This window comes from Pseudomonas sp. TUM25319, assembly GCF_056388475.1.
Genome location: NZ_CM150751.1, coordinates 2,304,958 through 2,326,717, shown reverse-complemented (window position 1 = coordinate 2,326,717; position 21,760 = coordinate 2,304,958). Strand labels below are relative to the sequence as shown.

Genomic DNA, 21,760 nt, shown 5'->3' with positions numbered 1-21,760 from the left:
TCTGTGAAAAATGCTGAAAAATAAAAGGGTTAAAACCCTTTAAAACGTGGCGCCAACTCTATGTTCTGAATGACGTTTTACCCACGCACGAAAAATTGACATTAAGCTAGCACGACCAAAGATAACTTTACACCGTCTGTCGCGACTGACCGGTTCATTTGCCTCTGTTTCGTGCTTTCTGTCCCGTATCAGGCGTCGACCATGGCCATCGCCTCCTCCACATCCACCGCCACCAGCCGCGAGCAGCCAGGTTCGTGCATGGTCACACCCATCAGTTGATCGGCCATTTCCATGGCGATCTTGTTGTGGGTGATATAGATGAACTGCACCGTCTGGCTCATCTCTTTCACCAGCCGCGCATATCGACCGACGTTGGCATCGTCCAGCGGCGCATCGACTTCATCGAGCATGCAGAACGGTGCCGGGTTCAATTTGAAAATGGCAAATACCAGCGCCAGGGCCGTCAGCGCTTTTTCACCGCCGGAGAGCAAATGAATAGTGCTGTTCTTCTTTCCTGGCGGGCGCGCCATGATCGTCACCCCTGTATCGAGTAAATCTTCGCCCGTCAGTTCCAGATACGCACTGCCACCACCGAAAACTTTTGGGAAAAGTGCCTGCAAACCGGCATTTATCTGATCGAAGGTATCCTTGAAGCGATTGCGGGTTTCCTTGTCGATCTTGCGAATGACGTTTTCGAGGGTATCGAGGGCTTCCACCAGGTCGGCGTCCTGGGCATCGAGGTAACGCTTGCGCTCGGACTGCTGCTGGTACTCCTCGATCGCCGCCAGGTTGATCGCGCCCAGGCGCTGGATGCGCCCATCGAGACGTTCCAGTTCGGCCTCAGCTTCCTGTTCGCTGGCTTCGTCGGTGAGGGTCGCCAGCACGCCATCGAGGTCGTAGCCGTCGGCATGCAATTGCTCGTGAAGGGTCTTGCGCCGCACGCTGAGGCCCTGCCACTCCATGCGGTGCTGTTCCAGCTGGCCGCGCAACAGCTGCGACTGCTGCTCGGCCTGGCTGCGGCGTTTCTCGGCGTCACGCAGTTCGCGGTCGGCGTCATCCATGTGCAGGCGCGCCTGACGCATTTCCTCGTCGACGCTCATGCGTTTTTCCAGCAGTTCCTCCAGCTTCAGGCGCAGCTCTTCCAGCGGCGCCTCGCCCTCTTCCAGGTTCAGGCTCAACTGCTCGCGTTTTTCGTTCAGGCGCTCGGATTGCTGCTCAAGACGCTCCAGCGCCTGGCGCGTGGAGTCGTGCTGGGCGCGCAGCGAGCCCAGGCGCACGGCGAGCTGGTGGGCATGGTCCTTGTGCTGGCGGGCTTCCTGGCGCACCCGGTCGAGGCTTTCGCGCAGGCCGTCACGTTGGGCCAGCAGCAGTTCGCGTTGTTCGGTGTCCTGGGCCATCAGCTCCAGGGATTCCTGCAGCACCAGCCGCGATTCGCCGAGCTGTTCGTGCTCGACGGCTCGCTGCTCGGCGGCCTCGGTCAATTCGTCTTCAAGACGCTGGCGACGCAGGTTGAGCTGTTCGGCGCGGGCCTTGCCGGCCGAGAGCCTGGCCTTGAGCTCGCCCTGCTGGCGGGCTTCATCCTGGGCGCGGCGGCGCAGTTGCTCACGGCTGTCTTCAAGCTGGCGCTGCTGCTCGCGCAGGTCGCCGAGTTGTTCATCCAACTGGGCCAGGCGGGCTTCCTGTTCCCCCTGCTCCAGGCCCAGACGCTCCAGCTCTTGACCACGGGCGAGCACGCCGCCCTGGGCATCACTGGCGCGGCTGACCCGCAGGAAATGCCGGCCCACCCAGTAACCGTCGCGGCTGACCAGGCTTTCGCCTTCGCCCAGTTGCCCGCGCCGGGACAGGGCTTCATCGAGGTTTTCCACAGGCTTGACCCGGCCCAGCCAGGGCGTCAGGTCCACCGCGCCCTCGACTTTGTCCAGCAGGCTGCCCGGCAGACGGGCAGCGCCGGCCTTGGCCTCCAGCAGACGCAGTTCGCCCTGGTCGAAGCCGTCGAAGGACAAGCCGTCGAAGCCATCCACCAGCACTGCCTGCAAATCGGCACCGAGCACGGTTTCTACCGCCAGCTCCCAACCCGGCTCGACCCGCAGCCCCTCGGCCAGCCGTGGACGCTGTTCCAGGCCCTGCTCGCGCAGCCACTCGGCCGCGCCCTTGCCGGGTTCCAGCGCCGCTTGCTGCAAGGCCTCCAGTGATGCCAGGCGCCCGCCAAGGCGCTGCAATTCGCCCAGGGCCTGCTGTTGAGCCTGGGTCGCTTGTTGCAACTGCTCACGCAGGCTGTCGAGACGTTCAGAGGCCTGCTGCTCTTCGATCTGCAGGTCTTCCAGCACCAGCTCGCTGCTGGCGACCTGTTCTGCCAGCTCGAGGATGGCCGCGTCTTCCGGGTCGGCGCTCAACTGATCGCGTTCTTCGCCCAGCTTGCGCTGGCGCTCGGCCAGGCGCTCCAGGCTGTGCTCCAGTTGCTGAATGCGCGACTGCTGCACCTCGGCCTGACGGCGCGGCTCGGCTGAGCGGGCGTTGAAGCTGTCCCATTGCTCCTGCCAGCCATGCATGGTGGTTTCGGCTTCTTCCAGGGTCGCCGCGGCTTCCTCGGCAGCGGCCAGGGTCATTTCCTGTTCCGGCTCGAGCATTTCCAGCTCTTCGCCGAGGGTCGCCAGCAAGGTGCGGTCGTGACCCAAATGGGATTCGGTCTCCAGGCGCGAGCGCTCGGCTTCCTTGAGGTCGTCCTGCAACTGGCGCAGGCGCTGCTGGCCGTGCTGGATGCTCTGCTCCACCCGGGCGATGTCGCCGCCCACCGAGTAGAAGCGGCCCTGGACCAGGTTGAAACGCTCAGACAGCTCGTGATGGCCGTCCCGCAGGCGCTCGATGCTGGCATCGGCGTTGCGCTGATCGGCCACGAGTGCCTCGAAGGACACCTCCTGATCGCCGATCACGCTTTCGCGCTGGCGTACCTGGCTGTCCAGCGCGCGCCAGCGCAGGGCCGAGAGTTGCGCCTTGAGCTGGCGCTCCTCGGCCTTGTATTCCTTGTATTTCTCGGCGGCCTGGGCCTGACGGTGCAAGCGTTCGAGCTGGCGCTCCAGCTCTTCGCGCAGGTCGGTCAGGCGTTCGAGGTTTTCCTGGGTGCGGCGGATGCGGTTCTCGGTCTCGCGGCGACGCTCCTTGTACTTGGAGATGCCAGCGGCTTCCTCGATGAAGTTGCGCAACTCTTCGGGCTTGGCCTCGATCAGCTTGGAGATCATGCCCTGCTCGATGATCGAGTAGCTGCGCGGCCCGAGACCGGTACCGAGGAAGATATCGGTGATGTCACGGCGCCGGCACTTGGTGCCGTTGAGGAAGTAGGTGTTCTGCCCGTCGCGGGTGACCTTGCGGCGGATCGAGATCTCGGCGTAGGCGGCGTATTCGCCCACCAGGGTGTTGTCGCTGTTGTCGAACACCAGTTCGATGCTGGCCTGGCTGACCGGCTTGCGGCTGGTGGAGCCGTTGAAAATGACGTCGGTCATCGACTCGCCGCGCAGGTTCTTCGCCGAGCTTTCGCCCATGACCCAGCGCACCGCGTCGATGATGTTGGACTTGCCGCAGCCATTGGGCCCGACCACGGCCGCCATGTTGCTCGGGAAGTTGACGGTGGTCGGGTCGACGAAGGACTTGAACCCCGCCAGGCGAATGCACTTGAGGCGCATGCTCAGTCAGTCACCAGGGCCGAGAGCACCAGCTCGCAACTGCGCTGGCAGTACGTGGTCAGGACCAGGCGGATGCGCGGCAGGTCTCGGGCGACGACGGCGTGCAGCAGGTCGGCGAACAGCGCCAGGAACTCGCTCATTTCGGCCTTGCGCTGGTCCAGCGCCAGGTAATAGGCACGGCTCATGGCCGGCTGCAGGTTCTCGACGGTTTCCTGCAGGTAAGGGTTGTTGGCGAAGGGATAGGCGGCGCGCATCACGGCGAAGCTTTCTTCGACGAAGGCGCGGATGTCCTTCTGCGCGCAGGCTTCTTCCAGGCGTTTCTGGATGGCCAGGAACGGCGCCAGCTCGGCATCGCTCTGGAACTGGGTGGCCACGGCGTTGCCGAGCAGGATGTACAGCTCGCTCATCAGCGTGCACAGGCTGCGCAGGTGCAGCTCGTTGAGCACGGTCACATGGGCGCCGCGGCGCGGCAGGATGGTCACCAGATGACGGCGTTCGAGGATCAACAGGGCTTCGCGCACCGAGCCGCGGCTGACATTCAGCGCCTGCGTGACCTTCTGCTCCTGGATACGTTCGGCAGGCTTGAGTTCGCCCCGGATGATCCGCTCGGCCAGGTAGTGGGCAATTTGCTCGGAGAGGCTGTCCGGCGCCTTGAACGTCATGGTTTTCCTTCGAAATCGTTGAACGGCTAAAAACGCGGAAGTGTACCGCAAATGCCCTCTTCCAACATGACGAAGCCGTCAACTTCGCGCGACTTGTGGCTAAGCCCGCTGCTACGGCCTCCGACCGCGTACGCCTGATTCCCCGCGAAAGACTTCCCCAAGGCTAGCTGAGACTTGCTCCGGCTGCCTGCGCGACGTCACTCATCACTTGAAGCCTTTTCCTATAGCATCCGTGCTTAACTGAAACACAGGTGCCAGGGCGTTGGGCGACCTGTCGCGGAAAATTTCCTGACCTTTAAGTCAGAAAATCATTGACCAGAAAGTCAAGGCTTAATACATTCCGCCTCAGTCCGCTCAACAACAATAATTCGCTCTTGTGAGGCCCTTCCGTGATCCAGTTTCTCTTGAACCAGGAATTGCGCAGTGAGCATGCCCTGGACCCCAACCTGACCGTGCTCGAATACTTGCGCGAGCACCTGGGAAAAACCGGTACCAAGGAGGGCTGCGCCAGTGGTGACTGCGGCGCGTGCTCCGTGGTGGTCGCCGAACTCGTCAACGACGAAAGCGGCCAGGACAGCCTGCGCTACCGCAGCCTGAACTCCTGCCTGACGTTCGTCTCGTCGCTGCATGGCAAGCAATTGATCAGCGTCGAAGGCCTCAAGCATCAGGGCAAGCTGCACAGCGTGCAACAGGCGCTGGCCGACTGCCATGGTTCGCAGTGCGGTTTCTGCACCCCGGGCTTCGTGATGTCGCTGTTCGCCCTGCAGAAAAACAGCGATGCGCCCGACCTGCACAAGGCCCACGAGGCCTTGGCCGGCAACCTCTGCCGCTGCACCGGTTATCGGCCGATCCTGGCCGCCGCCGAGCAGTCGTGCTGCCAGGCGCAGCCGGATCAGTTCGATGCAGCCCAGGCCCAGACCATCGCCCGCCTCAAGGCCATCGCGCCCAAGGAAACCGGCGAACTCAACAGCGGCGACAAACGCTGCCTGGTGCCGCTGACCGTCGCCGACCTGGCCGACCTCTACGGCTCGCACCCGGAAGCCCGCCTGCTGGCCGGCGGCACCGACCTGGCGCTGGAAGTCACCCAGTTCCACAAGACCCTGCCGGTGATGATCTACGTCGGCAACGTCGCTGAACTCAAGCGCATCGAACACTTCGACGACCGCATCGAGATCGGCGCCGCCACCCCGCTCACCGACTGTTACGAAGCCCTGAACGCCGAATACCCGGACTTCGGTGAGCTGCTGCACCGCTTCGCCTCCCTGCAGATCCGCAACCAGGGCACCCTCGGTGGCAACATCGGCAACGCCTCGCCCATTGGTGACTCGCCGCCCCTGCTGATCGCCCTCGGCGCGCAGATCGTTCTGCGCAAGGGCGAGAGCACCCGCACCCTGAAGCTGGAAGACTATTTCATCGACTACCGCATCACGGCCCGCCAGGAAAGCGAGTTCATCGAACGCATCATCGTGCCGAAGGCCAAGGCCAACTGGGCGTTCCGCGCCTACAAGGTGTCCAAGCGCCTGGACGACGACATTTCCGCGGTCTGCGCGGCGTTCAACCTGCGCATCGACAACGGTGTGATCGAACAGGCACGCGTCGCCTTCGGCGGCATGGCGGCGATTCCGAAACGCGCCCGCGCCTGCGAAGCTGCGCTGATCGACAAACCGTTCAACCAGGCCACCCTGGAAAAAGCCTGCCAGGCCCTGGGCGAGGACTTCACCCCGCTCTCGGACTTCCGCGCCAGCAAGGAATACCGCCTGCTGGGCGCGCAGAACCTGCTGCGCAAGTACTTCATCGAACTGCAAACACCGCACATCGAGACCCGGGTGACCGATTATGTCTAACCACCACGCGCCCAAGAGCCAGGCGGAAATGGCCGAACTGTTCGCCCAGGGCCTGACCACCGGCGTCGGCCGCAGCGTCAAGCACGACAGCGCCGACAAGCAGGTATCCGGCGAGGCGGTGTACATCGATGACCGCCTGGAGTTTCCCAACCAGCTGCATGTGTATGCCCGCACCTCCGACCGTGCCCACGCACGCATCCTGAAAGTCGACACCACGCCCTGCTATGCCTTCGAAGGCGTACGCATCGTCATCACCCACGAAGACATTCCCGGCCTCAAGGACATCGGCCCGGTAGTGGCCGGCGATCCGCTGCTGGCCATCGACAAGGTGGAGTTCTTCGGCCAGCCGGTGCTCGCCGTGGCCGCCCGCGACCTGGACACCGCCCGCCGCGCAGCGATGGCGGCGATCATCGAGTACGAAGACCTGGAGCCGGTGCTGGATGTGGTCGAGGCGTTTCGCAAGAAGCACTTCGTGCTCGACAGCCACACCCACCAGCGCGGTGACTCGGCCAGCGCCCTGGCCAGCGCCCCGCACCGCCTGCAAGGCACCTTGCACATCGGCGGCCAGGAGCATTTCTACCTTGAGACCCAGATCTCCTCGGTGATGCCCACCGAAGACGGCGGCATGATCGTGTACTGCTCGACGCAGAACCCCACCGAAGTGCAGAAGCTGGTCGCCGAAGTCCTCGACGTGCCGATGAACAAGATCGTTCTCGACATGCGCCGCATGGGCGGCGGTTTCGGCGGCAAGGAAACCCAGGCGGCCAGCCCGGCGTGCCTGTGTGCAGTGGTCGCCCGCCTGACCGGCCAGCCGACCAAGATGCGCCTGCCGCGCGTCGAAGACATGATGATGACCGGCAAGCGCCACCCGTTCTACGTCGAGTACGACGTCGGCTTCGACGACAACGGTCGTCTGCACGGCATCAACTTCGACCTGGCCGGCAACTGCGGCTACTCGCCGGACCTCTCGGGTTCGATCGTCGACCGCGCCATGTTCCACTCCGACAACGCCTACTACCTGGGCGATGCCACGGTGCACGGCCATCGCTGCAAGACCAACACTGCCTCCAACACCGCCTACCGCGGCTTCGGCGGCCCGCAGGGCATGGTTGCCATCGAAGAGGTGATGGACCATATCGCCCGCCATCTGGGCCGCGACCCGCTGGCCGTGCGCAAGGCCAACTACTACGGCAAGACCGAGCGCAACGTCACCCATTACTACCAGACCGTCGAACACAACCTGATCGAGGAAATGACCGCCGACCTCGAAGCGAGCAGCGACTACGCCGAACGCCGCGAGTCGATCCGTCGCTTCAACGCCAACAGCCCGATCCTGAAGAAGGGCCTGGCGCTGACCCCGGTGAAGTTCGGTATCTCCTTCACCGCCACCTTCCTCAACCAGGCCGGTGCGCTGATCCACATCTACACCGACGGCAGCATCCACCTGAACCACGGCGGCACCGAGATGGGCCAGGGCCTGAATACCAAGGTCGCCCAGGTGGTGGCCGAAGTGTTCCAGGTGGACTTCGACCGCATCCAGATCACCGCAACCAACACCGACAAGGTGCCCAACACCTCGCCGACCGCCGCCTCCAGTGGCGCCGACCTGAACGGCAAAGCCGCGCAGAACGCAGCGGAGATCCTCAAGAAACGCCTCGTCGAGTTTGCCGCCAGGCAGTGGAAGGTCACCGAGGAAGACGTCGAGTTCCGCAACGGCCATGTGCGCGTGCGCGATGAAATCATGTCGTTCGAGTCGCTGGTGCAGCAGGCGTACTTCGCCCAGGTGTCGCTGTCCAGCACCGGCTTCTACCGCACGCCGAAGATCTTCTACGACCGCAGCCAGGCCCGCGGCCGGCCGTTCTACTACTTCGCCTTTGGCGCCGCTTGCGTCGAGGTGATCGTCGACACCCTGACCGGCGAGTACAAGATGCTCCGCGCCGACATCCTCCACGACGTCGGCGACTCGCTGAACCCGGCCATCGACATCGGCCAGGTGGAAGGCGGTTTCGTCCAGGGCATGGGCTGGCTGACCACCGAGGAACTGGTGTGGAACGCCAAGGGCAAACTGGTGACCAATGGCCCGGCCGGCTACAAGATCCCGGCGGTGGCGGACATGCCGATCGACATGCGGGTCAAGCTGGTGGAAAACCGCAAGAACCCGGAAGACACCGTGTTCCACTCCAAGGCCGTGGGCGAACCGCCGTTCATGCTCGGCATCGCCGCCTGGTGCGCGATCAAGGACGCCGTGGCGAGCATCGCCGACTACCGCGAGCATCCGCTGATCGACGCGCCATCGACGCCGGAGCGGGTGTTGTGGGGTTGCGAGCAGATGCGCAAGGCGGTGGCGGCGCGGCAGGCCTCACTCGAGGTTGAGGCTGTGACCGAGTAACGGGCTGGCCTGTTTGTGAAGGCTGCTGGTCCTATCGTCGGCAACGCCGGCTCCCACAGTGCTTGGCGGTGTACACGGTCCTTGTGGGAGCCGGCGTTGCCGGCGATGAGGCCAGCACTAGCAACACAAGATTCCTGGAGAGGACATAAATCATGCACCAATGGATCAACGCCCTCGCCGAATTGCAGGAACAGGGCGAGCCCTGTGTCCTGGTGACCATCATCGAGGAGCGCGGCTCGACCCCACGCAACGCCGGCTCGAAGATGGTGGTCAGCGCCAGCCGTCTGTTCGACACCATCGGCGGCGGTCACCTGGAATTCAAGGCGATGCACATTGCCCGGCAGATGCTTGCCGAGGGCCGTGAGTCGCCGCACCTGGAGCGCTTCAGCCTCGGCGCCAGCCTCGGCCAGTGCTGCGGTGGCGCCACGGTGCTGCTGTTCGAGCCGATGGGCGCGGTACAGGCGCAGATCGCCGTGTTCGGCGCGGGCCATGTCGGCCGCGCTCTGGTACCCTTGCTCGCCGCGCTGCCCTGCCGGGTGCGCTGGATCGATTCCCGCGAGCAGGAATTCCCCGAACAGATCCCCAGCGGGGTGTGGAAAGTCGTCGCCGACGAACCGGTGGACGAAGTCGATGAACTGCCCCCCGGCAGCTACTGCATCGTCATGACCCACAACCACCAGCTGGACCTTGAACTCACCGCCGCCATCCTCAAGCGCAACGACTTCCGCTGGTTCGGCCTGATCGGCTCGAAGACCAAGCGCGCCAAGTTCGAACACCGTCTGCGCGACCGCGGCTTCGACGCCGAACGCATGCAGCGCATGCGTTGCCCGATGGGCCTGGCGGAGGTCAAGGGCAAGCTGCCAATCGAGATCGCCGTGTCCATCGCCGCCGAAATCATTGCCACCTACAACGCCAGTTTCGGCCAGCACAACCCGGCCGTGAACGCCGAACCCATTGCCCAACTGCTGCCGCCTTCGCGGCGCAGCCACGCCATTTGACGAGACCGTTATGAGCGCAACCCGCAAAGCCTACCGTTCCGCCATCCTGCACAGCGTCGCCGACCCGGCCGAGGTCGGTATCGAAGCCTCCTACGAGTACTACGAAGACGGCCTGCTGGTGGTCGACAACGGCAAGATCAGCCGCCTGGGCCACGCCAGCCAACTGCTGCCGACCCTGCCCGCCGACATCGACGTGGTGCACTACCAGGACAGCCTGATCACCCCGGGCTTCATCGACACCCACATCCACTTCCCGCAGACCGGCATGATCGGCTCCTATGGCGAGCAACTGCTGGACTGGCTGAACACCTACACCTTCCCGTGCGAGCGCCAGTTCGCCGACAAGGATCACGCCGACAAGGTGGCGAAGCTGTTCATCCAGGAACTGCTGCGCAACGGCACCACCACCGCGCTGGTGTTTGGCAGCGTGCATCCGGAGTCGGTGAATGCCTTCTTCGAGGAAGCCGAACGCCTGGACCTGCGGATGATCGCCGGCAAGGTGATGATGGACCGCAACGCCCCGGATTACCTGACCGACACCGCCGAATCCGGCTACGCCGAGAGCAAGGCGCTGATCGAGCGCTGGCATGGCAAGGGCCGCCTGCACTACGCAGTGACGCCGCGCTTCGCCCCCACCAGCACCCCGGAACAACTGCAACTGGCCGGGCAACTGCTTGGTGAGTACCCGGACCTGTACATGCACACCCACCTGAGCGAGAACCTCAAGGAAATCGATTGGGTGAAATCGCTGTTCCCCGAGCGCAGTGGCTACCTCGACGTGTACGACCACTTCAAGCTGCTGGGCGAGCGCTCGGTGTTCGCCCATGGCGTGCACCTGTGTGACGCCGAATGCCAGCGCCTGGCGGAAACCGGTTCGGCGGTTGCCTTCTGCCCGACCTCCAACCTGTTCCTGGGCAGCGGCCTGTTCAACCTGACCCAGGCCGAGCAGCACAAGGTCAAGGTCGGCCTGGGCACCGACGTCGGCGCCGGCACCAGCTTCTCGCTGCTCAACACGCTGAACGAGGCGTACAAGGTCATGCAGTTGCAGGGCATTCGCCTGCACCCGTTCAAGTCGCTGTACCTGGCCACCCTCGGCGGCGCCCGGGCGCTGAGCCTGGACGACCGCATCGGCAGCCTGCGCGCCGGCAACGATGCCGACTTCGTGGTGCTCGACTACCAGGCCACGCCACTGCTGGACTACCGCCTGCAGCAGTCGAACAGCATCGAGGAAACCCTGTTCGTGCTGACCACCCTGGGCGATGACCGCACTATCCGCCAGACCTTCGCGGCCGGTACCTGCGTGCACCAGCGCTGATGGTAGGCGCGGGGTCGCTTCGCGGCCCTTCGCGAGCAAGCTCGCGCCCCCGCAAAGCAGTTCCCGGCTGCCATGTGGGAGCGAGCTTGCTCGCGAAGGACCGTGAGACGGTCCCGAAGATGACACAAACAAAACGGGGCCCGTGCTTTGCAACACGGGCCCCGCTTTTTACGTCCTCGGCAATCAGCTCTTGGCCTGGACCGGGCCGCTGCGCTTCTTGCTCTGCAGCAGGTGCGAGAACACCGCGTGCAGATCGTCCGAAGCGCTTTCTTCGTCGAGGTTGAGCTTGCTGTCGATGTGATCCATGTGATGCATCATCAGGTTCACCGCGAGGGTCGCGTCGCGGGCCTCGATGGCGTCGATCAGTTGCATGTGCTCGTCGTAGGAACAGTGCGAGCGGTTGCCACTTTCGTACTGGGCGATGATCAGCGAGGTCTGCGACACCAGGCTGCGCTGGAAACTCACCAGCGGCGCATTGCCGGCGGCTTCGGCCAGCTTGAGGTGGAATTCGCCGGAAAGACGGATACCGGCGCCGCGATCACCGCGGGAGAAACTGTCGCGCTCTTCGCGAACCATGACCCGCAGTTCGTTCAATTGCTCGGCAGTGGCATGCTGCACGGCCAGCTCGGTGATCGCCCGCTCCACCATGCGCCGGGAGAAGAACACCTGGCGCGCTTCCTCGACGGTCGGGCTGGCGACCACCGCGCCGCGGTTGGGCCGCAACAGCACCACGCTTTCGTGGGCCAGGCGCGACAGCGCGCGGCGAATGATGGTGCGGCTGACGCCGAAGATCTCGCCCAGGGCTTCCTCACTCAACTTGGTACCCGGTGCCAGCCGCTGTTCGAGAATGGCCTCGAAGATATGCGCGTAGACAATGTCATCCTGGGTGCCGCTGCGACCACCGGTCTTGCCGGCGCGCGGGGTCTTCTTGAGGGGTTGTAGCTGTTCGTTCATGGGCACTCGCGCACGAAGATTCGCCTATCGGACCTCGACTGTAATACCAGCCAGTGGGGCGATGGCAAGTCCTGGGTAGAAAAAATAACGGCTTTGGTATTGCCGCATTGTACACAGCAAACGGCATTTCTGCAGGCGAGCTTGTTCTTTATAGCGTTCGCAGCAACTAAAGTGCGCACATCCAATAAAACAGTATTTGCATTCTTTGTATACAAACGCATAATCCACGTGCAGCTTCCTGACTCGGAAGTCAACTATCCGCACCAGGACGCCTTGCCAATTCCCTTACCTCGCAGAGCCCCCAGTGAACGTGCAGGACCAGCTCTGAAAAACAAGAAAAGACTTGAGGAGTACACGCTGTGGAAAGCCGCAAATCCGACGCACCTACGCTGGATCTTGCCCCACCGCTCGAAACGAGCTGGCTGGAGCGGATTTTCAAACTCAAGCTACATGGCACCACCGTAAAGACCGAAATGATCGCCGGCCTGACGACCTTCATCACCATGGCCTACATCATTTTCGTCAACCCCAACATCATGGCTGATGCCGGCATCGATCACGGGGCGGCATTCGTCGCCACCTGTATCGCCGCCGCCCTCGGCTGCCTGCTCATGGGGCTCTACGCCAACTGGCCAGTCGGGCTGGCACCCGGCATGGGCCTGAACGCCTTCTTCACCTACACCGTGGTCGGGACCATGGGCTACACCTGGGAAGCCGCGCTGGGCGCGGTGTTCGTGTCCGGTGTGCTGTTCATGTTCCTTACCCTTTCCCGCGTGCGCGAATGGCTGCTCAACAGCATCCCGGTCAGCCTTCGTCATGCCATGGGCGCCGGCGTCGGATTGTTTCTCGGACTGATCGGCCTTAAAACCGCGGGCATCGTCGTCGACAGCCCGGCCACCCTGATCAAGCTCGGCCACCTCAACGAACCCGGCCCGCTGCTGGCAGCCGTGTGCTTCCTGATGATCGCCGTACTCAGCTACCACCGGGTGTTCGGCGCGATCCTCATCAGCATCATCACCGTGACCCTCGCCGGCTGGGGCCTGGGCCTGGTGGAATACGGCGGCGTGTTCTCGCTGCCACCGAGCCTGGCACCGACCTGGATGGCCATGGACGTGGCCGGTGTGTTCAACGTCAGCATGATCGCCGTAGTACTGGCTTTCCTCTTCGTGCACATGTTCGACACCGCCGGCACCCTGATGGGCGTCGCCCAGCGCGCCAACCTGGTCAACGCCGACGGCCGTATCGAGAACCTGTCCCGGGCACTGAAGGCCGACAGCGCGTCGAGCGTGTTCGGCGCTGTGGTCGGCGTACCGCCAGTGACCAGCTACGTGGAGAGCGCTGCGGGTGTCGCCGCCGGTGGCCGCACCGGCCTGACGGCAGTAGTGGTCGGCCTGCTGTTCGTCGCCGCGATGTTCTTCGCACCGCTGGCGGGCATGATCCCGGCGTACGCCACCGCGGGTGCGCTGATCTACGTGGCCATGCTGATGATGGGCAGCATGGCGCACATCGAGTGGGACGAAGCCACCGACAGCATCCCGGCGATCGTCACGGTCATCATGATGCCGCTGACCTTCTCGGTCGCCGACGGTATCGCCCTGGGCTTCATCACCTACGTCGTACTCAAGGCCTTCACCGGCAAGCACAAGGAAATCTCCGCCAGCCTGTGGGTGCTGTGCGCGATCTTCATTGCCAAGTTCATCTTCCTGTAAGGGAAAGAGGGCGGGAAAGGAGCCTCACCTTCGGGTGGGGCTTTTTTTTTGAGCTGCAAGTTGCAAGCGGCAAGAGGAACGGTGGCGACGCGGACTGCTCTTTCTTGCCGCTTCGCCCGCGCAGGGTTCTTTGAGCTGCAAGCCATAAGCTGCAAGCTACAAGAGGAACCGCAGCGACGCGGACCGCTCTTTCTTGAAGCTTGCAGCTTGAAGCTTGAAGCTTGAAGCTTGCAGCTTGCAGCTTGCAGCTTGCAGCTTGCAGCTTACAGCTGCTTTCCAGCAGACGAAAAAAAGCCCGCCAGTGTGAGCGGGCAAGGACCTACGAAGATTCTTCTAGCGACCAACTAGCTTCCGCGATAGGTCGAGTAACTGTAAGGCGAGATCAGCAGCGGCACATGGTAGTGATCCTGCTTGTCGTTGATGCCAAAGCGCAGTACCACCACGTCGAGGAACGCCGGCTCCGGCAGTTGCACGCCACGGGCGCGGTAGTAGTCACCGGCACTGAACTGCAATTGGTACACGCCACTGCGATAATCATCGCCCTGCAGCAGTGGCACGTCGACGCGGCCATCGCTGTTGGTCAGTGCCGTGTTCACCAGTTCCAGCTGCTGGCCTTCGACCCGATAGAGCTCGACCTTGATCGAGCTGCCAGGGCAGCCATGTGCGGCATCCAGTACATGCGTGGTCAAACGTCCCATTGCTTGCTCGCCTCATTGTTCAATCTGTGGGCAAAAAATACCCGCACGGCACCGACAATGAACACGGCTGCGTGCGGCTGCTGGAGCATTAAGACATTTTATTGAAAAATTGTACACAATTTTTCGAGCGCATTTCCGATTCAGCTCCTCGCTGGCCTGTAAATACGCCATCAGTCGCAAAGCCAGAGCCTTCGCAGACGCCGGCGTCATTTGCTGACCAATCAGGCAGGTTTCTTGCAAAGCACTCCAGGGCCTGACGGAGAAAGAAATGCAAAAAAACAGGCTTACAAATCGTCGATAAAGTTGTATACAATCATTCCATCGGCGTGGCCCAACGCGACCCGCGACCGCCACCCTCTCCGTTTTCACGTACAAGAAGGAAGACTGCAGTGAGCGCTGATTATCCTCGCGACCTGATCGGTTACGGCAATACCCCTCCCCATCCGCGCTGGCCGGGGAATGCCCGCATCGCGTTGTCTTTCGTGCTCAATTATGAAGAAGGCGGCGAACGCAACATCCTTCATGGAGACAAGGAGTCCGAAGCGTTCCTCTCCGAGATGGTCGCCGCCCAGCCGCTGCAGGGCGCGCGCAACATGAGCATGGAGTCGCTCTACGAATACGGCAGCCGCGCGGGTGTCTGGCGCCTGCTCAAGCTGTTCAAGGACAGCGGCGTGCCGCTGACCATCTTCGCCGTCGCCATGGCCGCCCAGCGCCATCCGGACGTGATCCGCGCCATGGTCCAAGCCGGCCACGAGATCTGCAGCCACGGCTACCGCTGGATCGACTACCAGAACATGGACGAGGCCCAGGAACGCGAGCACCTGCTCGAAGCCATCCGCGTCCTCACCGAACTCACCGGCGAGCGCCCGCTGGGCTGGTACACCGGTCGCACCGGCCCGAACACCCGGCGCCTGGTGATGGAGGAAGGCGGCTTCCTCTACGACAGCGACACCTACGATGACGACCTGCCCTACTGGGAGCCGAACAACCCCACCGGCAAGCCGCACCTGGTGATCCCGTACACCCTGGACACCAACGACATGCGCTTCACCCAGGTCCAGGGCTTCAACTGCGGCGAGCAGTTCTTCCAGTACCTCAAGGACGCCTTCGACGTGCTCTACGAAGAAGGCGCCGAAGCACCGAAGATGCTGTCCATCGGCCTGCACTGCCGTCTGGTCGGCCGTCCGGCGCGCCTGGCGTCGCTCAAGCGCTTCATCGACTACGCCAAGAGCCATGACCAGGTCTGGTTTGCCCGTCGCGTGGATATCGCCCGCCACTGGCACACCCACCACCCTTACACCGCCGAGATTTCGAAATGACCGCTTTCAAGACCCTGACCCCTTCGACCCTGGACCGCGCCGCGTTCGTCGAGGCGTTCGCCGACATCTACGAGCACTCGCCCTGGGTTGCCGAGAAGGCCTGGGACCTGGGCCAGCGCGATGAGCTGGACCAGATCGAAAACCTGCACGAACGCATGAGCGACATCCTCCTGAGCGCCGACCACGCCGCCCAGCTGGCGCTGATCAATGCTCACCCGGATCTCGCCGGCAAGGCCGCGATCCAGGGTGAACTGACCGAATCGAGCACCAACGAGCAGGCCGGCGCCGGTATCCACCAGTGCACCGCCGAAGAGTTCGCCCGCTTCACCGAGCTCAACGATGCCTACAAGGCCAAGTTCCAGTTCCCGTTCATCATGGCGGTCAAAGGCAGCAATCGGCACCAGATCCTTGCTTCCTTCGAAACCCGCATCCACAACGATGCCGATGCCGAGTTCAAGGAAGCCCTGGCGCAGATCAACCTGATCGCCCTGTTCCGCCTGCTGCAGCTGTAACACCGTGCGCGCCGGCAAGGCCGGCGCCGACAGCCTGATAACAACACACAGAATTCAGAGACATACCGCATGCGCACTTTAGTGATTGAGCCCCTGAGCAAAGAAGCCTTCGCCCCTTTCGGTGACGTGATCGAAACCGACGGCAGCGACCACTTCATGATCAACAACGGCTCGACCATGCGCTTCCACAAGCTGGCGACGGTCGAAACCGCACAGCCGGAAGACAAGGCGATCATCAGCATCTTCCGCGCCGACGCGCTGGACATGCCGCTGACCGTGCGCATGCTGGAACGCCATCCGCTGGGCAGCCAGGCCTTCATCCCGCTGCTCGGCAACCCCTTTCTGATCGTGGTCGCGCCCGTTGGCGATGCACCTGTATCAGGCCTCGTCCGCGCCTTCATCAGCAATGGAAGGCAGGGCGTCAATTACCATCGCGGCGTCTGGCACCACCCGGTGCTGACGATCGAAAAGCGGGATGACTTCCTGGTGGTTGATCGCAGTGGTTCAGGCAACAACTGCGACGAGCATTTCTTCACCGAGGATGAGCAATTGGTCCTCAATCCCCACCAATAAGAGAAGGCCGGCCATCGTTCTCGGTGACCGGCAAGAGGTACAAGACTGTGGAAGCACATCTGTTGGAATGGCTGAACCTGAGCGTGCGCTGGGTTCACATGATTACCGGCGTGGCCTGGATCGGCGCGTCGTTCTACTTCGTCTGGCTGGAAAACAACCTGAACCGCGCCAACCCGCGTGACGGGCTGTCCGGTGATCTCTGGGCGATCCACGGTGGTGGTATCTACCACCTGGAGAAGTACAAGCTGGCCCCGCCGAAAATGCCGGAGAACCTGCACTGGTTCAAATGGGAAGCCTACTTCACCTGGATGTCCGGTATCGCCCTGCTGTGCCTGGTGTTCTACTGGCAGCCGACCCTTTACCTGCTGGCCCCCGGCAGCACCCTGACCGGCTTCGAAGGCGTTGCCATCGGTGTCGGCTCGCTGATCGCCGCCTGGTTCATCTACGACTTCCTCTGCGACTCGCCACTGGGCAAGCAACCTGCCCTGCTCGGCCTGGTGCTGTTCGTGCTGATCATCGCCGCGTGCTTCGGCTTCAGCCAGGTGTTCAGCGGTCGTGGTGCATACCTGCACACCGGCGCCATCATCGGCACCATCATGGTCGGCAACGTGTTCCGCATCATCATGCCGGCCCAGCGTCAGCTGGTAGCCGCCATCGAAGCCAACACCACTCCTGATCCGGTCCTGCCGGCCAAGGGCCTGCTGCGCTCGCGCCACAACAACTACTTCACCCTGCCGGTGCTGTTCATCATGATCAGCAACCACTTCCCGAGCACCTACGGCAGCAAGTACAACTGGCTGATCCTGGCCGGTATCGCCATCGCGGCCGTGTTGATCCGTCACTACTTCAACACCCGCCACGACAGCAACAAGTACGCCTGGGCCCTGCCCGTCGGCGCCCTGGCGATGATCTGCCTGGCCTACGTCACCGGTCCAAAGCCGCTGCCGACCGCGCCTGAGCAGGCTGCTGCGAAGATCGAATACCAGCCGCTGCCGGAAACCGCACTGGGTGGCAAGACGGCCGCCGAGAAAGCCGAGGAACAGCAAGCTGCCGCCTGGCAGGCCGCCCAGGCCAAGCCTGAAGCGCCGGCCGAAGCGGCCGCACCGGCTGCGCCTGCCGCAGCTCCCGCCCAGGCAACAGCCGCGGCGACCGGTGGTGACTTCGACAAGATCCACAGCGTGATCCAGGAACGCTGCGCGGTGTGCCACTCGGCCAAGCCGACCAGCCCGCTGTTCAGTGCCGCGCCTGCTGGCGTGATGCTCGACACGCCGCAACAGATCCAGGCCATGGCTCCGCGTATCCAGGCCCAGGCCGTCGCCAGCCAGATCATGCCGCTGGGCAACATCACCCAGATGACTGCCGAGGAACGCAAGCTGGTCGGTGACTGGATCGCCAAGGGCGCGCCGGTGAATTGAGCGGCAGCCGTAAGCGGCAAGCGGCAAGCTGATCGGCTTCGTCTGACAGCTTGTCGCTTGAAGCCGCACCTGTAGTAACACGCAAAAACTGCAAGCCAAGGCCGCCTGCTTTTTCTTGAAGCTTGCAGCTTGAAGCTTGCAGCTCGACAAAAAAGCAACAAGTGCAAGCCTGTCGACGGCGCGCCTCTCGTTGAAGCCCGCCGCCAGACGCTTGCAGCTAAAAACAAGAACAAAACCGTTGAGGTGCTGCATGTCCGAGTCTCGCAAGGCGTACATCCCCGTTGCGCCGCCACGACAGCCCCTGCCCCTGTTGCAACTGATCCTCGTCGGTCTGCAACACGTGCTGCTGATGTACGGAGGCGCCATCGCGGTGCCGCTGATCATCGGACAGGCTGCCGGACTCTCCCGTGAAGAAGTTGCTTTCCTGATCAATGCCGATCTGCTGGTCGCCGGTGTCGCCACCATCGTCCAGTCGTTCGGCATTGGTGCTGTAGGGATCCGCATGCCGGTGATGATGGGCGCCAGCTTCGCCGCCGTCGGCAGCATGGTCGCCATGGCCGGCATGCCCGGTGTCGGCCTGCAGGGGATCTTCGGCGCCACCATCGCCGCCGGGTTCTTCGGCATGCTGATCGCGCCGTTCATGTCCAAGGTGGTGCGTTTCTTCCCGCCATTGGTGACCGGTACGGTCATCACCTCGATCGGTCTGTCGCTGTTCCCGGTTGCCGTCAACTGGGCCGGTGGCGGTGCCGCCGCCAGCAGCTTCGGCTCGCCGATCTACCTGATCGTCGCCGGGCTGGTCCTGGCCACCATTTTGCTGGTCAACCGCTTCATGCGCGGTTTCTGGGTCAACGTTTCGGTGCTGATCGGCATGGGCCTGGGCTACATCCTGGCCGGCTCCATCGGCATGGTCGACCTGTCGGGCCTCGACGAGGCGCCATGGGTGCAAGTGGTGACCCCGCTGCACTTCGGCATGCCCACGTTCAGCCTCGCGCCCATTCTTTCCATGTGCCTGGTGGTGGTGATCATCTTCGTCGAGTCCACCGGCATGTTCCTCGCCCTGGGTAAGGTCACTGACCGTGAAGTGACCCCGGGAATGCTTCGTCGCGGTTTGATGTGCGACGCCGGCGCTTCCTTTGTCGCCGGTTTTTTCAACACCTTCACCCACTCCTCCTTCGCCCAGAACATCGGTCTGGTGCAGATGACCGGCGTGCGCTGCCGCTACGTGACCGTGGTGGCCGGTGGGTTCCTGATCCTGCTCAGCCTGCTGCCCAAGGCGGCCTTCCTGATCGCTTCGATTCCGCCGGCAGTGCTGGGCGGCGCCTCGATCGCGATGTTCGGCATGGTCGCTGCTACAGGGATCAAGATCCTCCAGGAAGCGGACATCGCTGACCGGCGCAACCAGTTGCTGGTGGCCGTCAGCGTCGGCATGGGCCTGATCCCGGTGGTGCGTCCCGAGTTCTTCTCGCAGATGCCCCAGTGGATGGAGCCGATCACCCATAGCGGCATCGCCATGGCAACGGTCAGCGCCCTGGTGCTGAACCTCTTGTTCAACATCCTTGGCGGCGCCGAGCGCGCCTCGCACAACGAAGCCGCCGCCCACCATTGAGCCCCGAGGCGGCGCCGTGGCCGCCGGGCACAACCCGAGCAATACGCAGGACCGTCGACCCGGGGGAGCGGGTCGGCCGGGGCGCTTCGCGCCGAAAAACCGCAACCAAAAACAATAATTAGCCGGGAATCACAACATGAAACGCATCACCTCTTCCCTCCTCCTGGGCAGCAGCTTGCTGGCGACTCTTCCAGCGGTAGCGGGGGACTTCCTGCTGTGGCACACCAACAGCATCAGCTACTTGTACGGCAAGGACTTCCAGGTGAACCCTGCGATCCAGCAGACCATCACCTTCGAACACGCGAACAAGTGGAAATACGGCGACACCTTCCTGTTCGTCGACAAGATCTTCTACAACGGCCAGGCCGACCGCGGCAAAGGCTACCGGACCTACTACGGCGAATTCACCGAGCGCTTCTCGTTCGGCAAGATCTTCGACAAGAAACTCGAATTCGGCCCGATCAAGGACGTGCTGCTGGCGGTGAGCTACGAGTCCGGCGAGGGTGACAACGAGGCCTACCTGATCGGCCCCGGCTTCGACCTGAACATCCCCGGCTTCAACTATTTCACCCTGAACATCTACAACCGCCACACCGAGGGCAGCCGTCCGGGTGACAACGTCTGGCAGATCACCCCGACCTTCTCCTACACCATTCCCGTGGGCAAGTCCGACATCCTGATCGACGGCTACATGGACTGGGTGGTGGACAACGACGAAACCAAAAAGCGCGGCACCTACCACGCCAACCTGCAGTTCAACCCGCAGGTCAAGTACGACCTGGGCAAGGCACTGAACCTGGGCGCCAAGCAGCTCTACGTGGGTATCGAATACAGCTACTGGAAAGACAAATACGGTATCGAGAACAGCGGTCGCCTCGATACCAACCAGAGCGTGACCAGTGCGTTGATCAAAGTGCACTTCTAAAAACCTGATCTGCGTCAGGTGCTTCCAGGACCGAAGCACTTGAGGCCGGGCGCGCAAGTCCGTATTCTGCGCGCCCCCTCGATCGGGGCGGAAGGATTCCGCCCACGTTTACTGACCGCTTAGTCAATGAATTCGGGCGGTTGGCAGGCGTAAAAGCAAACCGTTGCAACCGTTTCATCTGTTCAGAAAGACGTCGAGCAGGATTGCTGCATCCATCCGGGAAGGTTGGCTGGGCTCTTGCCCGTTTGCTGTGGCCAGTCGAAAAAAATTGACCCGGAAGACAACAAGACAAACCCGACGGCGCCATCAGAGAGCGCCGACAACAGAATCAAATCAAGGGAGCAACCCGATGCGCTTTACCAACAGCCTGATCCTCGCCAGCGGCCTGCTGGCCGCCAGCAGCGCCATGGCCGGCGACCTCGTGCAGTGGCAGAACAACAGCCTGACCTACCTGTATGGCAAGGATTTCGCCGTCAACCCGGAAATCCAGCAGACCTTCACCTTCGAGCACGCCGATGCCTGGAAGTACGGTGACAACTTCCTGTTCATCGACAAGATCTTCTACAACGGCAAGAAAGACGGCAGCAACGGCCCAAATACCTACTACGGTGAGTTCAGCCCGCGCCTGTCGTTCGGCAAGATCTTCGGCCAGGACCTGTCGTTCGGCCCGGTCAAGGACGTGCTGCTGGCGATGACCTACGAGTTCGGCGAAGGCGACACCGAGTCCTACCTGATCGGTCCCGGTTTCGACCTGGACATTCCGGGCTTCGACTACTTCCAGTTGAACTTCTACCAGCGTCAGACCGAGGGCAAGCGCGCCGGTGACAATGTCTGGCAGATCACCCCGGTCTGGTCCTACACCATTCCCGTGGGCAAGTCCGACATACTCATCGACGGCTTCATGGACTGGGTCGTCGACAACGACGCCACCCGCAACAACGGCACCTACCACGCCAACCTGCACTTCAACCCGCAGATCAAGTACGACCTGGGCAAGGCGCTGAGCCTGGGCGAGAAGCAGTTGTATGTCGGTATCGAATACGACTACTGGAAAGACAAGTACGGCATCGAAGACACCAAGTTCTTCGACACCAACCAGAACACCGCCAGCCTGCTGGTCAAGGTTCACTTCTGACAGAAGACCTGTAACCCACCCGCTCCATA

The 21,760-nt window shown here is 62.6% G+C and carries 16 protein-coding genes; 12 read left to right on the top strand and 4 right to left on the bottom strand.

Annotated elements, in window-relative coordinates; translation table 11 throughout:
* Window positions 1-188: 188 nt before the first annotated feature.
* Window positions 189-3,677 carry a chromosome segregation protein SMC gene (gene smc, locus AC05QJ_RS10985; protein ID WP_476746882.1) on the bottom strand — a complete coding sequence of 1,163 codons (3,489 nt, stop codon included), beginning with the start codon at window positions 3,675-3,677 and terminating at the stop codon, window positions 189-191.
* A gap of 2 nt (window positions 3,678-3,679) precedes the next feature.
* Window positions 3,680-4,339 (bottom strand): GntR family transcriptional regulator, encoded by a 660-nt coding sequence (locus AC05QJ_RS10980; protein WP_476746881.1) that lies wholly within the window; start codon window positions 4,337-4,339, stop codon window positions 3,680-3,682.
* 389 nt (window positions 4,340-4,728) lie between these two features.
* Between AC05QJ_RS10980 and xdhA the strand changes: the two genes are divergently transcribed.
* The 4 genes from xdhA (at window position 4,729) to guaD (ending at window position 10,885) form a co-directional block, all read left to right on the top strand.
* Entirely contained in the window at window positions 4,729-6,183 is a 1,455-nt protein-coding gene (gene xdhA, locus AC05QJ_RS10975) for a xanthine dehydrogenase small subunit (RefSeq protein WP_476746880.1), read from the top strand.
* Window positions 6,176-8,572: a xanthine dehydrogenase molybdopterin binding subunit gene (xdhB, locus tag AC05QJ_RS10970; RefSeq protein WP_476746879.1), complete on the top strand. Its 2,397-nt coding sequence runs from the start codon at window positions 6,176-6,178 to the stop codon at window positions 8,570-8,572. The genes xdhA and xdhB overlap by 8 nt, the downstream gene beginning before the upstream one ends.
* Before the next feature lie 152 nt (window positions 8,573-8,724).
* Window positions 8,725-9,570 (top strand): xanthine dehydrogenase accessory protein XdhC, encoded by an 846-nt coding sequence (gene xdhC, locus AC05QJ_RS10965; protein ID WP_476746878.1) that lies wholly within the window; start codon window positions 8,725-8,727, stop codon window positions 9,568-9,570.
* 10 nt (window positions 9,571-9,580) lie between these two features.
* Entirely contained in the window at window positions 9,581-10,885 is a 1,305-nt protein-coding gene (gene guaD / locus AC05QJ_RS10960; RefSeq protein ID WP_476746877.1) for a guanine deaminase, read from the top strand.
* Between the two features lie 183 nt (window positions 10,886-11,068).
* Here guaD and AC05QJ_RS10955 read toward each other — a convergent pair whose 3' ends face one another.
* Complete coding sequence (locus AC05QJ_RS10955) at window positions 11,069-11,839, bottom strand: GntR family transcriptional regulator (protein WP_476746876.1); 771 nt, start codon at window positions 11,837-11,839, stop codon at window positions 11,069-11,071.
* A gap of 473 nt (window positions 11,840-12,312) precedes the next feature.
* Here AC05QJ_RS10955 and AC05QJ_RS10950 point away from each other — a divergent pair, with 473 nt between their 5' ends.
* Window positions 12,313-13,548 (top strand): NCS2 family permease, encoded by a 1,236-nt coding sequence (locus tag AC05QJ_RS10950; RefSeq protein ID WP_476747911.1) that lies wholly within the window; start codon window positions 12,313-12,315, stop codon window positions 13,546-13,548.
* Window positions 13,549-13,892: 344 nt separating this feature from the next.
* Here the strand turns inward: AC05QJ_RS10950 and uraH are convergent, their stop codons facing one another.
* Entirely contained in the window at window positions 13,893-14,246 is a 354-nt protein-coding gene (uraH, locus tag AC05QJ_RS10945) for a hydroxyisourate hydrolase (RefSeq protein WP_476746875.1), read from the bottom strand.
* 389 nt (window positions 14,247-14,635) lie between these two features.
* On the opposite strand from uraH, the gene puuE reads away from it, so the two are divergent.
* From puuE to AC05QJ_RS10910, 7 genes are all read left to right on the top strand, one after another.
* Complete coding sequence (puuE, locus tag AC05QJ_RS10940; protein WP_476746874.1) at window positions 14,636-15,565, top strand: allantoinase PuuE; 930 nt, start codon at window positions 14,636-14,638, stop codon at window positions 15,563-15,565.
* Window positions 15,562-16,077: a 2-oxo-4-hydroxy-4-carboxy-5-ureidoimidazoline decarboxylase gene (gene uraD, locus AC05QJ_RS10935; RefSeq protein WP_476746873.1), complete on the top strand. Its 516-nt coding sequence runs from the start codon at window positions 15,562-15,564 to the stop codon at window positions 16,075-16,077. The genes puuE and uraD overlap by 4 nt, the downstream gene beginning before the upstream one ends.
* Before the next feature lie 69 nt (window positions 16,078-16,146).
* Window positions 16,147-16,650, top strand: a complete 504-nt coding sequence (locus AC05QJ_RS10930) for an ureidoglycolate lyase (protein ID WP_476746872.1) — start codon at window positions 16,147-16,149, stop codon at window positions 16,648-16,650.
* 47 nt (window positions 16,651-16,697) lie between these two features.
* Window positions 16,698-18,065, top strand: a complete 1,368-nt coding sequence (locus tag AC05QJ_RS10925) for a urate hydroxylase PuuD (RefSeq protein WP_476746871.1) — start codon at window positions 16,698-16,700, stop codon at window positions 18,063-18,065.
* 250 nt (window positions 18,066-18,315) lie between these two features.
* Window positions 18,316-19,671, top strand: a complete 1,356-nt coding sequence (locus AC05QJ_RS10920; RefSeq protein ID WP_476746870.1) for a nucleobase:cation symporter-2 family protein — start codon at window positions 18,316-18,318, stop codon at window positions 19,669-19,671.
* Window positions 19,672-19,807: 136 nt separating this feature from the next.
* Window positions 19,808-20,596: an outer membrane protein OmpK gene (locus AC05QJ_RS10915; protein ID WP_476746869.1), complete on the top strand. Its 789-nt coding sequence runs from the start codon at window positions 19,808-19,810 to the stop codon at window positions 20,594-20,596.
* Window positions 20,597-20,945: 349 nt separating this feature from the next.
* Window positions 20,946-21,731 carry an outer membrane protein OmpK gene (locus tag AC05QJ_RS10910; protein WP_476746868.1) on the top strand — a complete coding sequence of 262 codons (786 nt, stop codon included), beginning with the start codon at window positions 20,946-20,948 and terminating at the stop codon, window positions 21,729-21,731.
* Window positions 21,732-21,760: the final 29 nt, after the last annotated feature.